At 64.0% G+C, this 16,998-nt stretch carries 19 protein-coding genes and 1 pseudogene; 16 read left to right on the top strand and 4 right to left on the bottom strand.

All coding sequences use genetic code 11. The annotated features are described in order from the left end of the window. The 13 genes and pseudogenes from VM94_RS28920 to VM94_RS08500 all read left to right on the top strand — a co-directional run. Window positions 1-300: pseudogene (locus tag VM94_RS28920) on the top strand (hypothetical protein); the annotation flags it as partial. Window positions 301-459: 159 nt separating this feature from the next. Next, window positions 460-999: a prepilin-type N-terminal cleavage/methylation domain-containing protein gene (locus tag VM94_RS08555; RefSeq protein WP_046683149.1), complete on the top strand. Its 540-nt coding sequence runs from the start codon at window positions 460-462 to the stop codon at window positions 997-999. Further along, window positions 989-1,546 (top strand): type IV pilus modification PilV family protein, encoded by a 558-nt coding sequence (locus VM94_RS08550; protein ID WP_046683040.1) that lies wholly within the window; start codon window positions 989-991, stop codon window positions 1,544-1,546. Before VM94_RS08555 ends, VM94_RS08550 begins: the two co-directional genes overlap by 11 nt. Further along, the gene (locus VM94_RS08545) at window positions 1,543-2,445 is read left to right on the top strand and encodes a prepilin-type N-terminal cleavage/methylation domain-containing protein (protein WP_046683039.1); all 903 of its coding nucleotides are present in this window, start codon (window positions 1,543-1,545) and stop codon (window positions 2,443-2,445) included. Before VM94_RS08550 ends, VM94_RS08545 begins: the two co-directional genes overlap by 4 nt. Next, window positions 2,442-2,894 (top strand): hypothetical protein, encoded by a 453-nt coding sequence (locus tag VM94_RS08540; RefSeq protein ID WP_046683038.1) that lies wholly within the window; start codon window positions 2,442-2,444, stop codon window positions 2,892-2,894. Before VM94_RS08545 ends, VM94_RS08540 begins: the two co-directional genes overlap by 4 nt. Window positions 2,895-3,024: 130 nt before the next feature. Continuing rightward, window positions 3,025-3,984, top strand: coding sequence for an agglutinin biogenesis protein MshI (locus VM94_RS08535; RefSeq protein WP_046683037.1), 960 nt, complete (start codon window positions 3,025-3,027; stop codon window positions 3,982-3,984). Further along, window positions 3,981-4,649, top strand: a complete 669-nt coding sequence (locus VM94_RS08530; protein WP_046683036.1) for a hypothetical protein — start codon at window positions 3,981-3,983, stop codon at window positions 4,647-4,649. The genes VM94_RS08535 and VM94_RS08530 overlap by 4 nt, the downstream gene beginning before the upstream one ends. Continuing rightward, the gene (gene gspM, locus VM94_RS08525) at window positions 4,649-5,347 is read left to right on the top strand and encodes a type II secretion system protein GspM (RefSeq protein ID WP_046683035.1); all 699 of its coding nucleotides are present in this window, start codon (window positions 4,649-4,651) and stop codon (window positions 5,345-5,347) included. The genes VM94_RS08530 and gspM overlap by 1 nt, the downstream gene beginning before the upstream one ends. Beyond that, window positions 5,332-5,733 carry a hypothetical protein gene (locus tag VM94_RS08520; RefSeq protein ID WP_046683034.1) on the top strand — a complete coding sequence of 134 codons (402 nt, stop codon included), beginning with the start codon at window positions 5,332-5,334 and terminating at the stop codon, window positions 5,731-5,733. The genes gspM and VM94_RS08520 overlap by 16 nt, the downstream gene beginning before the upstream one ends. Before the next feature lie 38 nt (window positions 5,734-5,771). Further along, window positions 5,772-7,556, top strand: a complete 1,785-nt coding sequence (gene mshL / locus VM94_RS08515) for a pilus (MSHA type) biogenesis protein MshL (RefSeq protein ID WP_046683148.1) — start codon at window positions 5,772-5,774, stop codon at window positions 7,554-7,556. Beyond that, window positions 7,557-8,462, top strand: coding sequence for an ExeA family protein (locus VM94_RS08510; RefSeq protein ID WP_046683033.1), 906 nt, complete (start codon window positions 7,557-7,559; stop codon window positions 8,460-8,462). A 17-nt stretch (window positions 8,463-8,479) separates the two neighbouring features. Beyond that, window positions 8,480-9,547, top strand: coding sequence for a tetratricopeptide repeat protein (locus VM94_RS08505; protein WP_046683032.1), 1,068 nt, complete (start codon window positions 8,480-8,482; stop codon window positions 9,545-9,547). A 25-nt stretch (window positions 9,548-9,572) separates the two neighbouring features. Next, window positions 9,573-10,490, top strand: coding sequence for an alpha/beta hydrolase (locus VM94_RS08500; RefSeq protein ID WP_235432876.1), 918 nt, complete (start codon window positions 9,573-9,575; stop codon window positions 10,488-10,490). 105 nt (window positions 10,491-10,595) lie between these two features. On the opposite strand, the gene VM94_RS08495 is transcribed toward VM94_RS08500, so the two are convergent. The 3 genes from VM94_RS08495 to VM94_RS08485 form a co-directional block, all read right to left on the bottom strand. After that, entirely contained in the window at window positions 10,596-11,699 is a 1,104-nt protein-coding gene (locus tag VM94_RS08495) for an HD-GYP domain-containing protein (protein ID WP_052755647.1), read from the bottom strand. A 48-nt stretch (window positions 11,700-11,747) separates the two neighbouring features. Further along, complete coding sequence (locus VM94_RS08490) at window positions 11,748-12,926, bottom strand: pyridoxal phosphate-dependent aminotransferase (RefSeq protein WP_046683030.1); 1,179 nt, start codon at window positions 12,924-12,926, stop codon at window positions 11,748-11,750. A gap of 83 nt (window positions 12,927-13,009) precedes the next feature. Then, a complete protein-coding gene (locus VM94_RS08485) occupies window positions 13,010-13,444 on the bottom strand; it encodes a putative toxin-antitoxin system toxin component, PIN family (RefSeq protein ID WP_035819658.1) in 435 nt (144 codons plus the stop codon). 30 nt (window positions 13,445-13,474) lie between these two features. Here VM94_RS08485 and yaaA point away from each other — a divergent pair, with 30 nt between their 5' ends. Beyond that, entirely contained in the window at window positions 13,475-14,245 is a 771-nt protein-coding gene (yaaA, locus tag VM94_RS08480; RefSeq protein ID WP_046683029.1) for a peroxide stress protein YaaA, read from the top strand. A gap of 35 nt (window positions 14,246-14,280) precedes the next feature. On the opposite strand, the gene VM94_RS08475 is transcribed toward yaaA, so the two are convergent. Continuing rightward, a complete protein-coding gene (locus VM94_RS08475) occupies window positions 14,281-15,084 on the bottom strand; it encodes an outer membrane protein assembly factor BamD (RefSeq protein ID WP_046683028.1) in 804 nt (267 codons plus the stop codon). Between the two features lie 89 nt (window positions 15,085-15,173). Between VM94_RS08475 and VM94_RS08470 the strand changes: the two genes are divergently transcribed. Both VM94_RS08470 and pgeF read left to right on the top strand, forming a co-directional pair. Next, entirely contained in the window at window positions 15,174-16,199 is a 1,026-nt protein-coding gene (locus VM94_RS08470; protein ID WP_046683027.1) for an RluA family pseudouridine synthase, read from the top strand. Next, window positions 16,199-16,984 (top strand): peptidoglycan editing factor PgeF, encoded by a 786-nt coding sequence (gene pgeF, locus VM94_RS08465; RefSeq protein WP_046683026.1) that lies wholly within the window; start codon window positions 16,199-16,201, stop codon window positions 16,982-16,984. The genes VM94_RS08470 and pgeF overlap by 1 nt, the downstream gene beginning before the upstream one ends. Window positions 16,985-16,998: the final 14 nt, after the last annotated feature.

Here is a 16,998-nt window from a genome sequence, read left to right as displayed (position 1 = left end):
AAGGCGGGCGCGGCGCTGTACCATGCGCAGTGGCTGGTGAGCGGTTCGCCTGCCGATGGCAACACGGTGAAGATGGAAGGCCAGGCGATTACCGGAGTAGGTGGCTACCCTACGGCCGACGCCGCCGGGATTGGATTGGCTGCGGGTATTGCCACTCCTGATTATGTGATCACAACCACCGCGGGTTTCGTCGTGACCCCTGATGCAACGCGCACGACATGCTCGGTTACCTACCCCGCCCCAACGGCGACTGTCGCACCGGTAGTTACCAGTGCGGCAACTGCCGCCACGTGTAAGTAATCTTTGAGCACACTGCAAGGAAAGCCCGGCCACGCCCGGCCTTCCTTGCGCACCACCAGCCCAACCCCAGGCGCCAGCCCGTTGGGCTTTTTTACGGGCCATCCATTGCTGCAGCCACCGACAGTCTTTCCGCATCGCTACGCAGCGCCGCCACGCCGGCTGCTGCGTACGGCTGCGCGTGGCTTCACCTTGATCGAGCTGGTGGCCGTGCTGGTGCTGGCGGGCTTGCTGGCGACCTTTGCCGTCAACCGATTTTTCCAGCGCGACACGTTTGACGCGCGCAGTTTTACGGATCAGGTGACGAATATTGTGCGTTACGGGCAAAAACTGGCGGTGGCGCAAAACCGTGCCGTGTTTGTCAGTATCAATGCCGACAGAGTGGGCCTGTGCTTCGATGCCGATTGCAGCGCCGCCCAGAAGGTGGTGCCGCCCACTGGTAGCAACAGCGGCAGCAAGGAAACGGTCAAGTATTGCCTGGGGAGCAATTGGCTATGCGAAGGCCGTCCGGCCAGCGTGACCATGCCCGGCGCCTCCGGCATCATGCCGGGATTTTATTTCGACGCGCTGGGCAAGCCGTATGCATCGGACGACGTATTTCCTGCCGCATCGACATTCCCGGCGCAAGTGACGATCACTATCCAGGGCGACGGCATGGAGCGCTACGTCATCGTCGAAAGGGAGACTGGTTATGTCCATTAGCCAGCGTCGCCAGCGTGAACGCGGCGTGACCCTGATCGAACTGGTGTTGTTTATCGTCATCGTCGGCCTGGCCTCGGCCGCCATCCTCGGCGTGATGAGCCTGACGACGCGGAACAGCGCCGACCCCCAACTGCGCAAGCAGGCGCTGGCGATTGCCGAAGGCATGCTGGAAGAAATCCAGCTGGCGCGGTTTACCTATTGCGATCCGCAAGACCCGGCCGCGGAAACGGCCACCAGCCCGGCCGGCTGCGCCATCCCGGAAGTGGCCGGACAAGAGGCGGGCGGCGTGACGCGGCCTTTCGATAACGTCAACGATTACGTGAATGCGTATGGCGCGGCCACGGACTACGAGACGGATGCCCAAGGCGCCGTCTGGGCTGCCGGGTCCCCCCAGAAATATGTTGCATCGGTAACGATCACTCCGGTAGCCCTGAACGGCTTGCCCGCGACGGAGGGCCTGCATATCCGCGTGGTCGTGCCGTATGCCGACCAGCAGATCGTGCTCGACGGCTATCGCGTGCGCTATGCGCCGAACAGTATTCCATGAAAAATCTCCTTAACGTCCAGCGCCGCCCGCGCGGCTTTACCCTCGTCGAGATGGTCATCGTGATCGTCATCACGGGCATGATCGGCGCCATGGTCGCCGTCTTCATCCGCGTGCCCGTACAAGGCTATATGGACGTCGCGGCGCGCGCGGCGCTGGCCGACACGGCCGATACGGCGGCGCGCCGCCTGACGCGCGACGTGCGCCTGGCCCTGCCCAACAGCGTGCGCGTGTCGAACGGCGGCCTGTTCCTGGAATTGCTGCTGACCAAGACGGGCGGGCGCTACCTGAGCGACAGCGATGCGGCCGCGCCGGGCAATGTGCTGAGCTTTGACACCCCTCCCGCCGCTGGCGTTCCGGCGAGCTTCACCGTCGTCGGCGCCATGCCTGCCGATGCGCTGGGCGCGCGCCAGGCGATCAGCGTGGGCGACCAGATCGTCGTTTACAACGTGGGCGGAGTTTACACGCCGAACAATGCGTATGCGTGCAGCCCGGCAAACGGCTGCAACCGCGCGCCAGTGACGGGCGTGGCCGGCCGTGTCGTCACCTTGGGCAGCTATCCGTTCACGACGGCCCCCGCGCCGCTGCCGTCGCCCTCGAACCGTTTCCAGGTGGTCTCGACGCCCGTCACGTATGCCTGCAATCTGAAAACCGGCACCCTGACCCGGTACGACGGCTATACCATCCAGGCCGACCAGCCGGTTGTCGAGGGCACCGCGCCGCTGGCGGCGGCGAATGGCGCCCTGCTGGCGCGCCAGGTGACGGCGTGCACCTTCAGCTATACCGTGCTGGCCAATGTGCAGCGGGGCCTGGTGAATATCGACCTGAGCCTGGGCGCGGCGAACAGCAATACGGGCGTGCTGCGCCTGGTGCAACAAGTGCAGGCGAGGAATACGCCATGACGCGCTTGCTGCGCCACCGCACGGGCCGCATGCGCGGTTTCAGCCTCGTCACGGCGATTTTCCTGCTCGTGGTGCTGGCCGCGCTGGCGGCCGTGATGGTGAATATCTCCACCTTGCAGCAGACGGAATCGGCGATGGACGTGCAGGGCGTGCGTGCCGAGCAGGCCGCCCGCGCGGGCCTCGAATGGGGGTTGCAGCGGCAGATCAGCGCCGGCCTGACCGCCGGCGCGGCGTGCATCGGCGCCACCACGTTCAGTTTGCCACCTGGCACGACCCTGTCGCCGTTCAGCGTCAGCGTGCGATGCGGCGCGGCCACGGGGCCCGGCACCTTGACCAGCTGGACCATCACGGCCACGGCTTGCAACCAGCCTGGACCTGCCGGCTGCCCGAACCCGGGCAATAACCCCGATTACGTCCAGCGCCGCCTGCAAGCCGTGCTGTCGCAGTAAAGTCAACGGCGTGCAAAAAAGATCGCTAATTTATTGTTTTTACACAATAAAGTTGGCTTCATGAATTAAAATTGGCTGGATGCATCACTGCGCGACAAGATCGGGCAGGCACTTACACTGGATAGTTCGCATGGGTTTATTCGCAAGAGCAAAGAAGTACGATGGCTGGCTGGCCACGGCGTTTGGCCGCGAAGGCGTCAGCGCTGTCGTTGTCGAGCGTTCCGGCGGCGGCATGCCGCGTGTGCGGGGCGCCAGCTACCAGGCGGCCGCGCGGCCGGCGCCGGCCGAGGTGCTGGAAAAACTGGGCAAGGAGTTGCAGGCGGTCACGCGCCACTGCACCAGCGTGCTGGCCGGCGGCGAATACCAGCTGCTGTCGCTGGAAGCGCCGGCCGTGCCGCGCGAGGAATTGAAGACGGCCGTGGGCTGGCGTTTGAAGGACATGCTGGACTTTCCCCTGGCCGACGCCACCATCGACGTGTTCGACATTCCGGGCGACCCGAACGGCACCCAGCGGGGCAGCAGCGTGTTTGCCGTCGCTGCGCGCAACAGCGCCGTGTCGCGCCGCCAGGCGCTGTACGCCGAATGCAAGATCGGCCTGTCCGTGATCGATATTCCTGAGATGGCGCAGCGTAATATCGCCACTTTGCTGGAAACGCCGGGACGCGGCATCGCCGTGCTGTTTTTCGATGGCGACGGCGGCTTGCTGACCATGAGCTTCAATGGCGAGCTGTACCAGGCGCGCCGCATCGACGTGACCCTGACGCAATTGCAGTCGCCCGACGCCAGCCAGTACTACGACCGCGTCACCCTCGAACTGCAGCGCTCGTTCGATCACTTTGACCGCCAGTTTCATTTCATTTCGCTGGCCCGGTTGATGCTGATGACGGGCGCCAGCGACGGCTTGCACGCCTACCTGGCCGACAATCTCTACATGCCCGTCGAGCAGCTGGACCTGGCCACGGTGCTGGACTTTTCTCAGGCCGTCGAGTTGCACGACCCCGCCATGCAGGCGCGCTACTTCCTGGCCATCGGCGCTGCCCTGCGCGAGGTTGGCCTGCACCCGGGCAAGCACGAAGGGAAGGGCGCATGAGCCAGCAGATCAACCTGTTCAATCCCCAGTTTGAACTGAAACAACACCACATGTCGGCGCGCACGGCCGGCCTGGGCCTGGGTGGCCTGGCGCTGGTCTTGCTGGCCCTGGGCGTGTTGGCCCAGCAGGCAATGGCCAGCCTGGAACAGCGCGAAGCGGGCGTCAAGGCGGCGCTGGCGCAAGTCGAGGCGAAGCGCGACCAGATTTTGCGCGATTTTCCTCCACGCAAGAAAGATCCGGCCCTGGCACAGGAACTGGCGGCCGTCGAAGCGCAGCGCCAGTTGCTGCAGGACGCGTCAAGCGTGCTGGACAGTGGCAAGCTGGGCAATACCCTCGGCTATGCCGGCTATTTCCGCGCGCTGGCGCAAGCCAGGGTCGACGGCGTATGGCTGACGGGCGTGGACATCGCCGGCGCCGGCAATGACTTCGGCTTGCAGGGCCGCGCCTTGCATGCGTCGCTGCTGCCCGCCTACATCACGCGCCTGGGCCAGCAGGAAGTACTCAAAGGCAAGAGCTTCGCCAGCCTCGACATCGGCCAGCCCGAGCAGCCGGCCGGGGCGGTGGTTGACGGCAAGGCGGCCAGCCTGCCGTATGTCGCGTTCAGCCTGCAGTCGGCGGAGCGTGCTGTCACGCCGGCCAAACCTGTTGCGGGAGGAACACGCTGATGCTGCCCTTGCTGAAGAAATGGGCCACCGCCTTCGACGCCCTCAGCCTGCGCGAGCGGCTGATGGTGTTTGGCGCCGCTGCGGCCGCCGTCCTGTTCGTGTTTTATTTCATGAGCTTCAATCCCCTGCTGGCGAAACGCGCCGCGCTGGAGGCGAGTATTGCGCAAAAACAAAGCCTGTTGACCGCGACGAACAAGGAAATCGAGCTGACCATGCTCGCCCACGCCACCGATCCCGACCGGGAAGCGCGCATGCGCCTGGTGGCCTTGCAGGCGGAAACGGCGTCCCTGGCGCGGGCGCTGCGCGAGAAGCAGCATGGCCTGGTGGCACCCGAGCGCATGGTCACCTTGCTTGAACACTTGCTGCGCCGGCACGCGGGATTGCGCGTGGTGTCGCTGAAAACCTTGCCCGGCAGCGCAGTCGGCGCCCACCAGGCCGATGCTGAAAACGGCGACGCGGCGGCCAAGGCGGATGCCGCCAAGGCGCCGGCCCCGGCGCCGTTGCTGCACCAGCATGGCGTGGAAGTGGTGCTGCAAGGCAGTTATGCCGACATGGTGCAATACATGCAGGCGCTGCAAGCGATGCCGACCCGTGTCTTCTGGGGCGCCGCCCACCTCGATGCGGCCACTTATCCAAGCGCCACCCTGACCCTGACCTTACACACCCTCAGCATGGACGACACATGGATCGCACTCTGACCTTTGGTCCCGCGCTGCTGGCGCCTTTGCTGATGCTGAGCCTGGCATGGCCGGGCGCGCAGGCGCAGGCGCTCGATGATCCGACGCGCCCGCCCGCGGCCCTGTGGGCGCCCGCCAGCGCCGCGCCCGTTGTCGCGGCCCGGCCGCAACTGCAATCGGTGCTCATTTCCACCCAGCCGGGCGGACGCCGGCTGGCCGTCATCGATGGCCAGACGGTCAAGGTCGGCAGCAAGGTGGGCAACGCCATGGTGACGGAAATCCGCGACACGGCCGTAGTGCTGCGGCGTGGCAAATCACTGGAAACCTTCAAGCTGTACCCGAACAGCAAGACCGATAACAAGACCGACAACGAGACCGATCGCAAGACCGGCCGCAAGCAGGAGTAGAAGAAGTGGCCAAGCAACTCAATCAACACAAGGCGAGCATGTTCAAGATCAGTACGATGGCGGCTGTCATCAGCGTCAGCCTGGGCCTGGGCGGCTGCAATGTCGCGCCCGTCAAGCGCGACACCTACAATGCGATCACCGACGCCGTCAAGGGCGCTGCGGCCACCACGGCGCCAGCGGCCCAGCCGGACGCCGTGGAAGCGGCGCTGCTGCCGCCCGTGGCGGCCCTGGCCCAGCAATTGCCGAAGGCCCGCGCCGCGCTCGACGAGCGCTTCAACGTGGCTTTCAACAATGTGCCGGCGCGCCAGTTCTTCACCTCCATCGTGGCCGGCACGCGCTACAACATGCTGGTCCATCCCGACATCGGCGGCACGATTTCCGCCAACCTGAAGGACGTGACCCTGTTCCAGGCGCTCGACGCCGTGCGCGAACTGTATGGCTACGACTACAAGGTCGAGGGCACGCAGATCTACATCAAGCCCCTGACCATGCAGACGCGGTTGTTCCATGTCAATTATCTGACGGGTGCGCGGCGTGGCAGTTCCAACCTGCGGGTTTCGTCGACGTCGGTCGGATCGGTGGGCTCGACCAACTCGGGAGGTTCAGGCAACAGCGGCAATAACAGCCAGGGCAATAACCAGAATAACGAACAGAACCAGCAGACCAACGGCGGCCAGGGCGGCCGCACGCTGGACAGCAGCAACCTGACCACTTCGTCCACGGCAGATTTCTGGCCGGAATTGAGAGCGGCGCTGGAAGCCATCGTCGGCAGCACCGAAGGGGGGCGGCAAGTGGTGCTGAGTCCGCAGTCGGGCGTGATCGTCATCCGCGCCATGCCGGAAGAGTTGCGCAATGTCGACATGTACCTGAAGGCCACGCAGCTGTCCGTCGACCGCCAGGTGATCCTGGAAGCGAAAATCCTCGAAGTCGAACTCAACGACAACACGCAGACGGGCATCAACTGGGCCTCGTTCGCCTCGATCAAGAGCGGCCACACGAACCGCATCTCGACCGGTTTCATCCAGCCGGGCGGCACCCTGGCGCCGCTGCCGTTCAACGGCGGCCAGCCGCCCAACATGACCACCGGTAATGGCTTGACGGCCAGCAGCGGCTTTGGCCTCAGTTCGGCGGCCAACGCGGCCGGTTCCATGTTCGGCCTGGCTTTCCAGACGGCCAATTTCGCCGCCATGATTTCCTTCCTGGAATCGCAGGGTTCCGTGCACGTGCTGTCGAGTCCGCGCATCGCCACCATGAACAACCAGAAGGCCGTGCTGAAGATCGGCACGGACGAGTTTTACGTGACGGGCGTGTCGACCACGACGAACACGACGGCCAGCGGCGCGACGACCAGCCCCAACGTGACCCTGCAGCCGTTCTTTTCCGGCGTGGTGCTGGACGTGACGCCGCAGATCGATGCGGACGGCAACATCATCCTGCACGTGCACCCGTCCGTCAGCCAGGTGTCGACCATCAGCAAGGAAATCGACCTGGGCAGCGCCGGTTCGCTGAAACTGCCACTGGCCGCATCGAGCACGTCCGAGATGGACAGCATGGTGCGCAGCCAGGATGGCCGCATCGTCGCGATTGGCGGCCTGATGCGCCAAGCCACCACGGCGGACCGCTCGCAAGTGCCGGGAGCGGGCGATATTCCCGTGCTGGGCGCGTTGTTCCGCAACACGGGGCAGGTGATCCAGAAGCGCGAGCTGGTGGTGCTGATCAAGCCGACCATCGTCGATGGCGCCAATAGCTGGAACGAGGACTTGCTCGATTCGGGCAAGCGCATCGAGGCGCTCGACCCGCGCCGTCCGTCGGAGCGGCGCTAAATGTACCAGGCCCATTTCGGCTTGCGCGAGGCGCCGTTCGGCCTCACGCCCGATACCAGTTTCTTCTTCAACGGCCCGCAGTCGCAAAAGGCGCTCAACACCTTGCTGGTGGCGGCGCGCAATGGCGAGGGCTTCATCAAGATCACTGGCGAAGTGGGGACTGGTAAAACCTTTTTGTGCCGCAAGTTCATGCAATCCTTGGGGCCGGACTTCGTCACGGCCTACATCCCGAATCCGAACTTGCCGCCCCGTTCGCTGATCCTGGCGCTGGCCGACGACCTTGACGTGCTGTTGGAGAAAGATGCGGATCAGCATCAATTGCTCAAGTCGCTCAACTTGCGCCTGCTCAACCTGGCGGCGCAGGGCAAGCGCGTGCTGCTGTGCCTGGACGAAGCGCAGGCGATTCCCGTCGACAGCCTCGAAGCGCTGCGCCTGCTGACGAATTTGGAAACGGAAAAGCGCAAGCTGCTGCAAATCGTGCTGTTCGGCCAGCCGGAACTCGACGTCAAGCTGGCCCTGCCGGAAATCCGCCAGCTGGCGCAGCGCATCACCTTTCACTACCACCTGGGTCCGCTGTCGCGCGACGACGTGGATTTCTATGTGGCGCACCGCCTGCGCGTGGCCGGTTTCGACGGCGCGCGCCTGTTCAGCCGTGGCGGCGTGCGCAAGCTGTACCAGGCGTCCGGCGGCATTCCCCGCCTGATCAACATCATGGCGCACAAGGCGCTGATGGTGGCGTATGGGGAAGGGCGGCAGCAGGTCAGCGGGCGCCACGTGGCGCTGGCCGCCAGCGACACCCTGGCCAGCAAGCCGCGTCGCTTTTGGCTGCGGCCGTGGCCATGGCTGGCCGGCGCCGGCGTGCTGGCCGCCGCCGGTGCCGTGAGCTGGACTTTATTGAACCGATGACGAAGATGAGCCTGTAGATGAGCCTGATTAACAAGATGTTGCAAGACCTCGATGCGCGCGGCACCCCCGATGGACGCGGCGACGCGGCCGGCATCCGCTCCGTGCCCGAACGCGAGCGGGGCGTTTCGCGCGCGCTGGTCTTTGGCGGCGCCGCCGGCCTGACGGCCGCCGCCATCGCCCTGGGCTGGGTCTACCTGAAGCGCCCGTCCGTACCGCCCATGCTGGTCAATGTGGCCAGCACGCCGGTTCCGATCCCGGTTCCCGCACCTGCTGCCGTTGTACCAGCGCCGGTGGTGGCCGCCCCGGCGGCGCCCGTCGCGGCGACGGAACCCGAGCCCGTGTTCCAGGCCGAGGAAGTTGCTCCCGCGCCAGCCACGGCGCGGCCCGCCGAATTGCGCCGCATCACGGAAAAGGCCGCCAAGCCTGCCGCCGCGCCCGTCGTGAAGATGGCAGTGCCGGCCGCCAGCGAGCGCATCATCGACGGCAAGCAAGTCACTGCGCAGCAGCGCGTGGAAAATGAATACCGGCGCGCGCTGGCCCAGTTGCAGGATGGCCGCGTCTCCGACGCCATGCTGGCCTTGCAGCAGACCCTGCAACTGGACCCGCGCCACCAGGGCGCGCGCGAAACCCTGGTGCGCCTGCTGCTCGAAGCGCAGCGCCCCGACGAGGCGGCCCGGCAGTTACAGCTGAGCCTGGCATTGGACCCGAAACAGCCGGCGCAAGCCATGATGCTGGCCCGTCTGCAGCTGGACAAGGCCAACGGCGGCGCGGCCGCCCTCGATACCCTCACGCGCAGCCTGCCGTACGCCGCCGACAATGGCGAATACCGCGCCTTCCTGGCCGGCGTGCTGCAGCGCGAACAGCGCTACCGCGAAGCGTCCGAGCACTACCAGCTGGCCCTGCAGACGGCGCCCGACAACAGCGTCTGGTGGATGGGTCTCGGTATCGCCTTGCAAGCGGATAACCACCCGGTCCAGGCGCGCCAGGCGTTCGAGCGGGCCAAGGGTTTGCAGACGCTGTCGCCGCAACTGCAGGCGTTTGTCGAACGTAAATTGGTGCAGCTGACGGCGGCTGCGGCGAAGTAACTTTACCTCAATGAAAGAAACCAGCTTGAAGCCTCTCAATCTGCTCATCGTCCTGTGCTGCCTGGCCAGCAGCACCCTGGCCAGCAATGCCCTGGCCGCGCCCGCCAGCCCGCCTGCCAGCTACGTGCTGGAAAATACGGAAGTGCGCGACATCCGTGCACAAGCCCTGAAACGGGACTACCAGCTCTATGTCGCCTTGCCCGATTCCTATCGGCAGGGGACCAAACGCTATCCGGTATTGTTTGTCGTGGACGCCAATTACTCGTTCGCCATCGTGCGCAATATCGCGCAGCGCCTGAACAAGCATGCCGGAATGGAAGAAGTCATCGTGGTCGGCCTGTCGTACGCCAACGGCGATGGCGGGGTATATAGCCGCCGGCGCGACTATACGCCCACCACGCCGCGCAAGCATGACTACCGCTCGGACATGCCGGGACGGCAACCGGCGTTCGGCGAAGCGAAGGCGTATGGCCAGTTCATTTCGGGCGAAGTGTTTCCCTTCATCGCCAGTAACTATCGCGTCGACATGCAGCGCAAGGTGTTTATCGGCCATTCCTATGGCAGCCTGCTGGGCCTGCAATTCCTGCTGACCGAACCGCGCACTTTCGAGCATTACATTCTCGGCAGTCCGTCACTGTGGTACGACGCCGGCGTCATGTTCGACCGCGAGCAGGCGTATGCCGCCAGCCACAAGGATCTTCCTGCATCCGTGTTCTTCGGCATCGGCGGCCTGGAAAAGCTGGCGCCGGGCAAGAAGCGTTCGCGTTCGGAGGAAGATGCCGACATGCTGGCCGACTTGCGCGAGTTCGACGGCAAGCTGAAATCGCACAAGTACCCGGGCCTGAAGACGCGCCTGCGCGTGTTCGAGGATGAAGACCATGCGAGCGTGTTTCCCTTTATCCTGACGCATGGATTGCGGGCGTATTTGAAAGCATCGAAATGACAATTTCACTGCCATGGCGGCCAGGAGCTTGAGTACCTTGTAATATCGTGGATTTTTTCAACAGAGAGTGGTCGCTGCCACCGATGCGCCGTCAGGGAATAAACGCTACAACCTCGCTTCATCCCCCCACACATGCCGCATGCTGAAGCGCACGCCCGCATCGTCTTCATGCAGCGACGAAACGATGGCGAACTGGCTGTCGCCCGTATCGCGCGGCGTCATCTGCGATAGCTGGGCGGCGGCCAGCGGCGCACCCAGCGGGTCGCTGAGCGGGTGGACGTGGCCGGCGCCCCGTTGCGTCACCACCCCCAGTTCGCCGCTGCGCAGGCGCACTAACGTTCCTGGCGGATATTTGCCCAGCAGGTTGACGAACTGTTCTCCCAGCAAGGGGTCGATGGGCACGCCCTGGTCGAGGAAAATGTGCTGCAGCGCCTGGTCAGGCACGATGGAGCGGCGGTAGTTGCGCGCCGAGACGCGGGCGCAATAGCGGTCGGCCAGGCCGATCAGCTTGGCATTTTGCAGGATTTCGTCGGCCGTGCGCCCTTGCGGGTAGCCGCTGCCGTCGTCGTTTTCATGGTGCAAGAGCACACAACTGAGCCACTCCTCGTCGTCGACGCCGGCGCAGCGCAACAGTTCCGTGCTTTCCTGCGGATGCTGGCGCACGATGCGCATTTCTTCGTCGTTCAGGGGGCCGCGCCGGTCCTGGAAACTGTCGTGGTGGCGCAGCATGCCCACGTTCATCGTCAGCGCGGCCGCGCCGATCAACAGCAATTCGTCGTGGGACTTGTGCATGCTGCGTCCCACCAGCATGGCCAGCAAGGCCGTTTCGATGCAGTGGCGCACGGCGTAGCTGCCGGCGATCTGGTTGAGCAGGATGCTGGCCAGGGCGATATCGGCATCGTGCTCAAGCGCGCGCAGCAGTTCGCGGGCGATGTCGCGCACGTCGCGCTCGGCATTGTTTTCGCTGCGCAAGGCCAACAGCAAGCGCTCCAGGCGCTGCGCCGCCTCGTTGAGCAGACGCAAGACGGACGGCTGGTCCGGCGCGCCCACATACAGGCCCAGCTGCATTAGCCGCCCCAGTTGTGCACCGTCCGTGATGATCTGCCCCTTGCGCAGTTGTGGGCCGGCACTATGGTCAGCCAGAAACAGATCCCAGGGCAGGGGTTCGCCAGGAACCAGGTCGGCCGGGCCGATGCGACGCTGTACCATGCTTGTCATCCTTTGCCCCGCCGCAGCGAAGCCATGCTCAGTGCTCGGTTATATGCTGCGCAGGCGCTCGAGCGCCAGGCGCAAGGTCTCGTCTTTTTTTGCAAAGCAGAAGCGCACGATGCTTGACTCCTTGCCCTGCGCATAAAACGCGGAGACAGGAATGGCGGCCACCTTGATTTGCGTCGTCAGCCATTCGGCGAACTGCGCTTCGGTCTCTTGCGAAATGGCATCGTAGCGCACGCACTGGAAATACGTGCCGTCGGCCGGCAGCAGGGTAAAGCGGCTGCCCGCCAGGCCGTCGCGGAACAAGTCGCGCTTGCGCTGGTAAAAGGCGGGCAAGTCCAGGTAGGGCTGCGGGTCGGCCATGTAGCCGGCCAGGCCGTGCTGCATCGGCGTGTTGACGGTAAACACGTTGTACTGGTGCACCTTGCGAAATTCCGCCGTCAGCGCGGCCGGGGCCGCTACATAGCCGACTTTCCAGCCCGTCACGTGATACGTCTTGCCGAAGCTGGAAACGATGAAGCTGCGCGCCGCCAGTTCCGGATTACGGCTCAGCGAGGCGTGCGGCACGCCGTCGTACACCATGTGCTCATACACTTCGTCGGATAGGATCAAAATTTGCGTGCCGCGCACGATGTCGGCCAGCGCGGCGATATCGGCGGGACGCAAGATCGTGCCCGTCGGGTTATGCGGCGTGTTGATGATGATCAGGCGCGTCTTGTTGCTGACAACTGCGGCCAGCTTGTCCCACGGCACGCTGTAGCCCTGTTCACTCACCTCCATGGAGACGAGCACGGGCACGCCGCCGGCCAGCGCGATGGCGGGCAGATAGCTGTCGTAGGCCGGTTCGATGACGATGACTTCGTCGCCCGGATGCACGCAGCACAGGACGGCCGTGGTCAGCGCCTGCGTGGCGCCGGCCGTGACGGTGATTTCCGTGCCCGCGTCATAGCTGTGGCCGTACAAGCTGGCGATCTTCGCGGCGATGGCTTCGCGCAGGGGCGCGGCGCCCGTCATCATCGGATACTGGTTGTGGCCGGCGCGCATGGCGTCGCTGACGCGGTCGACCAGGCCAGGCGCGCAATCGAAGTCGGGAAACCCCTGGCCCAGGTTGACGGCGCCATGCTGGGCTGCCAGGCTGGACATGCGGGTAAACACGGTGGTGCCCACGAGAGGCAAGCGGGTGGTCAGGGCGGGAGTCGTGTTGGGCAGGGACGGGCTGTTCATGAACGGTAGGGGCGCGGTGCGAAAAGTGGAATCGTGTCCCATTCTAGCGCAGCGCGCCCCGTTGCGTGCGGGGCTTTGGCGGCTCAGCCTGGCAATGCCCAGCCTTCCGGCACCATGATCTTGAACATGCCGGCCTTGGCCGTCTTGCGGGCCAGTTTCAGCAGGGCCTTGTCCTTGGTGATGAGGATGTCGGCGTTGGCGTCGCGCGCCAGTTCGAGGAATTTCTGGTCATCCTTGTCCGTGCAGACGGGCAGGCGCACGCCGGAGACGGGCGGCGCCACGACGCTGATGTGGGCGTCGAAGCGGGCGGCGGCAACGGCGCGGCTGGCTTCATCGAGCGGCAGATGTTTGTAATGCAACACGACCAGATATTCCGCGCGGCAATCTTCGCGCGTGATGGCGTGCACGGCGCCGCTTTCCATGGCCGCCAGCAGGCCCGCCCAGCGCGGGTCGTTGAAGACGAACAGGTCGAGGCAAACGTTGGTGTCGAGGACGAGTTTTTGTGGAGCAGGTATCATGTCGGCAATTCTATTTTGTAGTGATAATTTATGTTGATCGTGCTTTCGCCCGCCAAGAGTCTCGACCTGGAGACGCCGCCAACAACCTCGTTGCACAGCACCCCTGATTTTCTCGACCATTCCGCCCAGCTCATAGCCCGCATGCGCCAGTTTTCGCCTGCCGAAGTGGGCAGCCTGATGGGCATTTCCGATGCCTTGTCGGCCCTCAACGTGGCCCGCTACGCGTCCTGGACGCCCCAGCTTGACGACGCGCGCCAGGCCATCATGGCCTTCAATGGCGACGTGTATGCCGGTTTCGAGGCGCGCAGCCTGCAGCCGGCCCAGCTCGACTATGCCCAGTCGCGCGTGCGCATCCTGTCGGGCCTGTACGGCTTGCTGCGCCCGCTGGACCTGATCCACCCGCACCGCCTGGAAATGGGTACGCGGCTGTCGACCGCGCGCGGCAAGGATTTGTATGCGTTCTGGGGCGACACCATCACCAACGGCCTGAACCGTACTGCCAGGGAGCAGGGCGCGCAAGTGCTGGTCAATCTTGCTTCCGAAGAATATTTCAAATCCGTCAAGCCGCGCCAGCTGGACGTGCCCGTCATCGCGCCCGTGTTCGAGGACTGGAAGAACGGCAAGTATAAAATCATCTCGTTCTACGCCAAGCGCGCGCGCGGCATGCTGGCCCGCTATGCGGCCGTCAACAATATCCGCGATCCGCAGCAGCTGAAGCAATTCGACGTCGACGGTTACGCGTATGTGCCGGAAGCATCGAACGATACTAGCTGGGTGTTCCGGCGCAAGGTAGGCGAATAAGTAAAAAAACCGGGCTAGCCCGGTTTTTTCTTATCTTACTGCCAGAATTTCCACCACTTGCGTTCCTTGTTCACCCCTTCCGGGCTGAGGAATGCCGTGTTCGGGTAGTTCTTGGTCAGCACGCGCAAGGCGTCGTCGCGCAGGTCGGTCAAGCCCAGCTTGTCATACGAACGGTACATGATGAACAGCGCTTCTTCGATGGCCGGCGAGGCGGCAAAGTCGCTCACCGTCGTTTGCGCGCGGTTGGCGGCGGCCAGGTAAGCGCCGCGGCGGTAGTAATAACGCGCCACGTGCACTTCGTATTTCGCCATCGCATCGATCAAATAGTTCATGCGGGCCAGCGAATCGGGCGCATATTTACTATTTGGGAACTTGTCGACCAGTTGCTTGAAGGCCGCAAACGCTTCGCGCGTGGCTTTCGGATCGCGCTCGGTCGGATCTTGCTCGTACAGGAAGTTCAGGAAGCTGATCTGGTCGTTAAAGCTGATCAGGCCCCGCAAGTAGTACATATAGTCCACATTGGCGTGGTTCGGATGCAACTTGATGAAGCGTTCGACGGCAGCCAGTGCCTGCGCCTGGTCTCCCGACTTATAATACGCGTAAGCGATCTCCATCTGCGCTTGCAGAGCATAGTTGCCAAAAGGATAGTTAGCCTCCAGCTTCTGGAACAGACCGATTGCAGCTTCATAGTGCTGCCCGGTCATTTCTTCACGCGCCTCCGAGTATAATTTCGTAACGGACCAGTTTTTGGTCTCATCCACTTTTTCAGGCAACAAGCTGCAAGCGGACATGCCGAGCAGAACGACTGAAGCGACTACCAACGATAATTTTTTTTGCATGACGTTTTGCAAGAAGGTTTTAACCAAGATTTTACAATAGGCTGATTATAGCCGATGGGAATGCTGTGATATTAACTCCGAAGCCTAATTTGGCTGACCCCGCGTTTGACTCCCTTTCTGACCATGCTGCCGAAGAGGCGTTTGACGGCGATTTTGCCGCCGACGACGTCTTCGAGGAAATGGCCCCGATTACATTGGAACTGACGCCGGACGCCTGCGGCCACCGCCTCGATAAAGTCATCTCCAAGCTGGTGCCGCAATACTCGCGCAGCCGCCTGCAATTGTGGCTGGAAGCCGGTTTCGTGACCGTCGATGGAAAAGTTGCCAAACGCAACATGACCGCCTATGGCGACGAGAAGATCGTCATTCTGCCGCAAAGCGCGCCGGAAGACGAGGCTTTTAAGCCGGAAGCGATGGAATTGAACATCGTGCACGAAGATGAGCATATCATCGTCATCAACAAACCGGCCGGACTGGTCGTGCATCCGGGCCCGGGCAACTGGTCGGGCACCTTGCTCAACGGCTTGCTGCACCACTGCCCGCAGCTGGCGGGGGTGCCGCGCGCCGGCATCGTGCACCGCCTGGACAAGGATACGAGCGGCCTGATGGTCGTCGGCAAGACCTTGGCCTCGCAAACGGATCTGGTGCGCCAGTTGCAGGCGCGCACCGTCAAGCGCGAATATTTCGCGCTTGTGTGGGGTACGCCGAAAATGGCGGGCACCATCGATGCGTCCATCGCGCGCCACCCGCGCGACCGGGTCAAGATGGCTGTCTCGGAGAATTTCACCGCCAAGCCCGCCATCACGCACTATGAATTGATCGGCAGCGGCGAACTCGACCGTCGTCCCGTGAGCCTGATGCAATGCCGCCTGGAAACGGGCCGCACGCACCAGATCCGCGTGCACATGCAGCATCTGGGGTTCGCGCTGGTCGGCGACTACGTGTACGGCAAGCAGCACCTGGTGTCCGTCTTCTCGCGCCAGGCGCTGCAGGCGCGCCGTCTTGGTCTCGTGCATCCGGGCACTCTGGAAGCGTGCGAATGGATCGTGCCGCTGGCCGATGATTTCGCGCAATTGATCGCCACCGCTGGTATTCCCGAGCCGGAACAGGTCTGATGACGTCGCCGTTGCCTTGCCTTGTGCCCGATTGGCCCGGCTTGCCTGCAAACGTGGGCGCGCTGGCAACCGTGCGCGCAGGCGGCGTAAGCCAGGGGCCGTATGGTGACGGGCAGGGCGGCGATGGCTTGAACCTGGGCACGCACGTGGGCGACGACCCTGCGCACGTGGCCGCCAACCGGGCGCGGCTGGCAGAGGTCTTGCCGGCGCAACCGGCCTGGCTGTCGCAGGTGCATGGCGTGGCCGTGGCCGATGCTGGCAAGCTGGACGGCTACGTGCCGGACGCCGACGCCAGTGTGGCAGCGCAGCCTGGCGCCGTGTGCGTGGTGATGACGGCCGATTGCCTGCCGGTGCTGTTCTGTTCAAGCGATGGCCTGGTCGTCGGCGCGGCCCATGCGGGCTGGCGCGGCCTGGCCAACGGCGTCTTGCAGCGCACGGTGGCGGCCATGCGGGCGCAGGGTGCGACGGACATTCTCGCCTGGCTGGGGCCGGCCATTGGTCCGCAGCAATTCGAAGTGGGGCAGGATGTGCTGCAAGCGTTCCGCGACGGCGCGCGCGACGATGCTGAACGGCAAGTGTTGAGCGCTGCGTTCGCCGCCATCGCTGGCAAGCCGGGCAAGTACCTGGCCGACATCTATGCGCTGGCGCGTACCATGCTGCTGCGCGATGGCGTGGCGCAAGTGGCGGGTGGGGAATATTGCACCGTTAGCGATGCGGCGCAGTTTTACTCGTACCGGCGCGATGGCGTCACGGGAAGACAGGCCAGCTTGATCTGGCGCAAATAATCTGCACGGCAGAC

The sequence above is a fragment of the Janthinobacterium sp. KBS0711 genome (assembly GCF_000988085.1).
GTDB lineage: Bacteria > Pseudomonadota > Gammaproteobacteria > Burkholderiales > Burkholderiaceae_D > Janthinobacterium > Janthinobacterium lividum_E.
The sequence above is the reverse complement of the archived record's forward strand: the minus strand, read 5'-3'. Positions and strand labels throughout refer to the sequence as shown.

What these genes read in the sequence shown, in the direction of transcription:
- mshL (WP_046683148.1), top strand. Translation starts at nt 5,772, where the DNA reads ATGTTCAAGATCAGTACGATGGCGGCTGTCATCAGCGTCAGCCTGGGC.
- pgeF (WP_046683026.1), top strand. Translation starts at nt 16,199, where the DNA reads ATGACGTCGCCGTTGCCTTGCCTTGTGCCCGATTGGCCCGGCTTGCCT.
- VM94_RS08510 (WP_046683033.1), top strand. Translation starts at nt 7,557, where the DNA reads ATGTACCAGGCCCATTTCGGCTTGCGCGAGGCGCCGTTCGGCCTCACG.
- yaaA (WP_046683029.1), top strand. Translation starts at nt 13,475, where the DNA reads ATGTTGATCGTGCTTTCGCCCGCCAAGAGTCTCGACCTGGAGACGCCG.
- VM94_RS08505 (WP_046683032.1), top strand. Translation starts at nt 8,480, where the DNA reads ATGAGCCTGATTAACAAGATGTTGCAAGACCTCGATGCGCGCGGCACC.
- VM94_RS08475 (WP_046683028.1), bottom strand. Translation starts at nt 15,084, where the DNA reads ATGCAAAAAAAATTATCGTTGGTAGTCGCTTCAGTCGTTCTGCTCGGC.
- VM94_RS08520 (WP_046683034.1), top strand. Translation starts at nt 5,332, where the DNA reads ATGGATCGCACTCTGACCTTTGGTCCCGCGCTGCTGGCGCCTTTGCTG.
- VM94_RS08535 (WP_046683037.1), top strand. Translation starts at nt 3,025, where the DNA reads ATGGGTTTATTCGCAAGAGCAAAGAAGTACGATGGCTGGCTGGCCACG.
- gspM (WP_046683035.1), top strand. Translation starts at nt 4,649, where the DNA reads ATGCTGCCCTTGCTGAAGAAATGGGCCACCGCCTTCGACGCCCTCAGC.
- VM94_RS08530 (WP_046683036.1), top strand. Translation starts at nt 3,981, where the DNA reads ATGAGCCAGCAGATCAACCTGTTCAATCCCCAGTTTGAACTGAAACAA.
- VM94_RS08495 (WP_052755647.1), bottom strand. Translation starts at nt 11,699, where the DNA reads ATGGTACAGCGTCGCATCGGCCCGGCCGACCTGGTTCCTGGCGAACCC.
- VM94_RS08490 (WP_046683030.1), bottom strand. Translation starts at nt 12,926, where the DNA reads ATGAACAGCCCGTCCCTGCCCAACACGACTCCCGCCCTGACCACCCGC.
- VM94_RS08540 (WP_046683038.1), top strand. Translation starts at nt 2,442, where the DNA reads ATGACGCGCTTGCTGCGCCACCGCACGGGCCGCATGCGCGGTTTCAGC.
- VM94_RS08485 (WP_035819658.1), bottom strand. Translation starts at nt 13,444, where the DNA reads ATGATACCTGCTCCACAAAAACTCGTCCTCGACACCAACGTTTGCCTC.
- VM94_RS08545 (WP_046683039.1), top strand. Translation starts at nt 1,543, where the DNA reads ATGAAAAATCTCCTTAACGTCCAGCGCCGCCCGCGCGGCTTTACCCTC.
- VM94_RS08550 (WP_046683040.1), top strand. Translation starts at nt 989, where the DNA reads ATGTCCATTAGCCAGCGTCGCCAGCGTGAACGCGGCGTGACCCTGATC.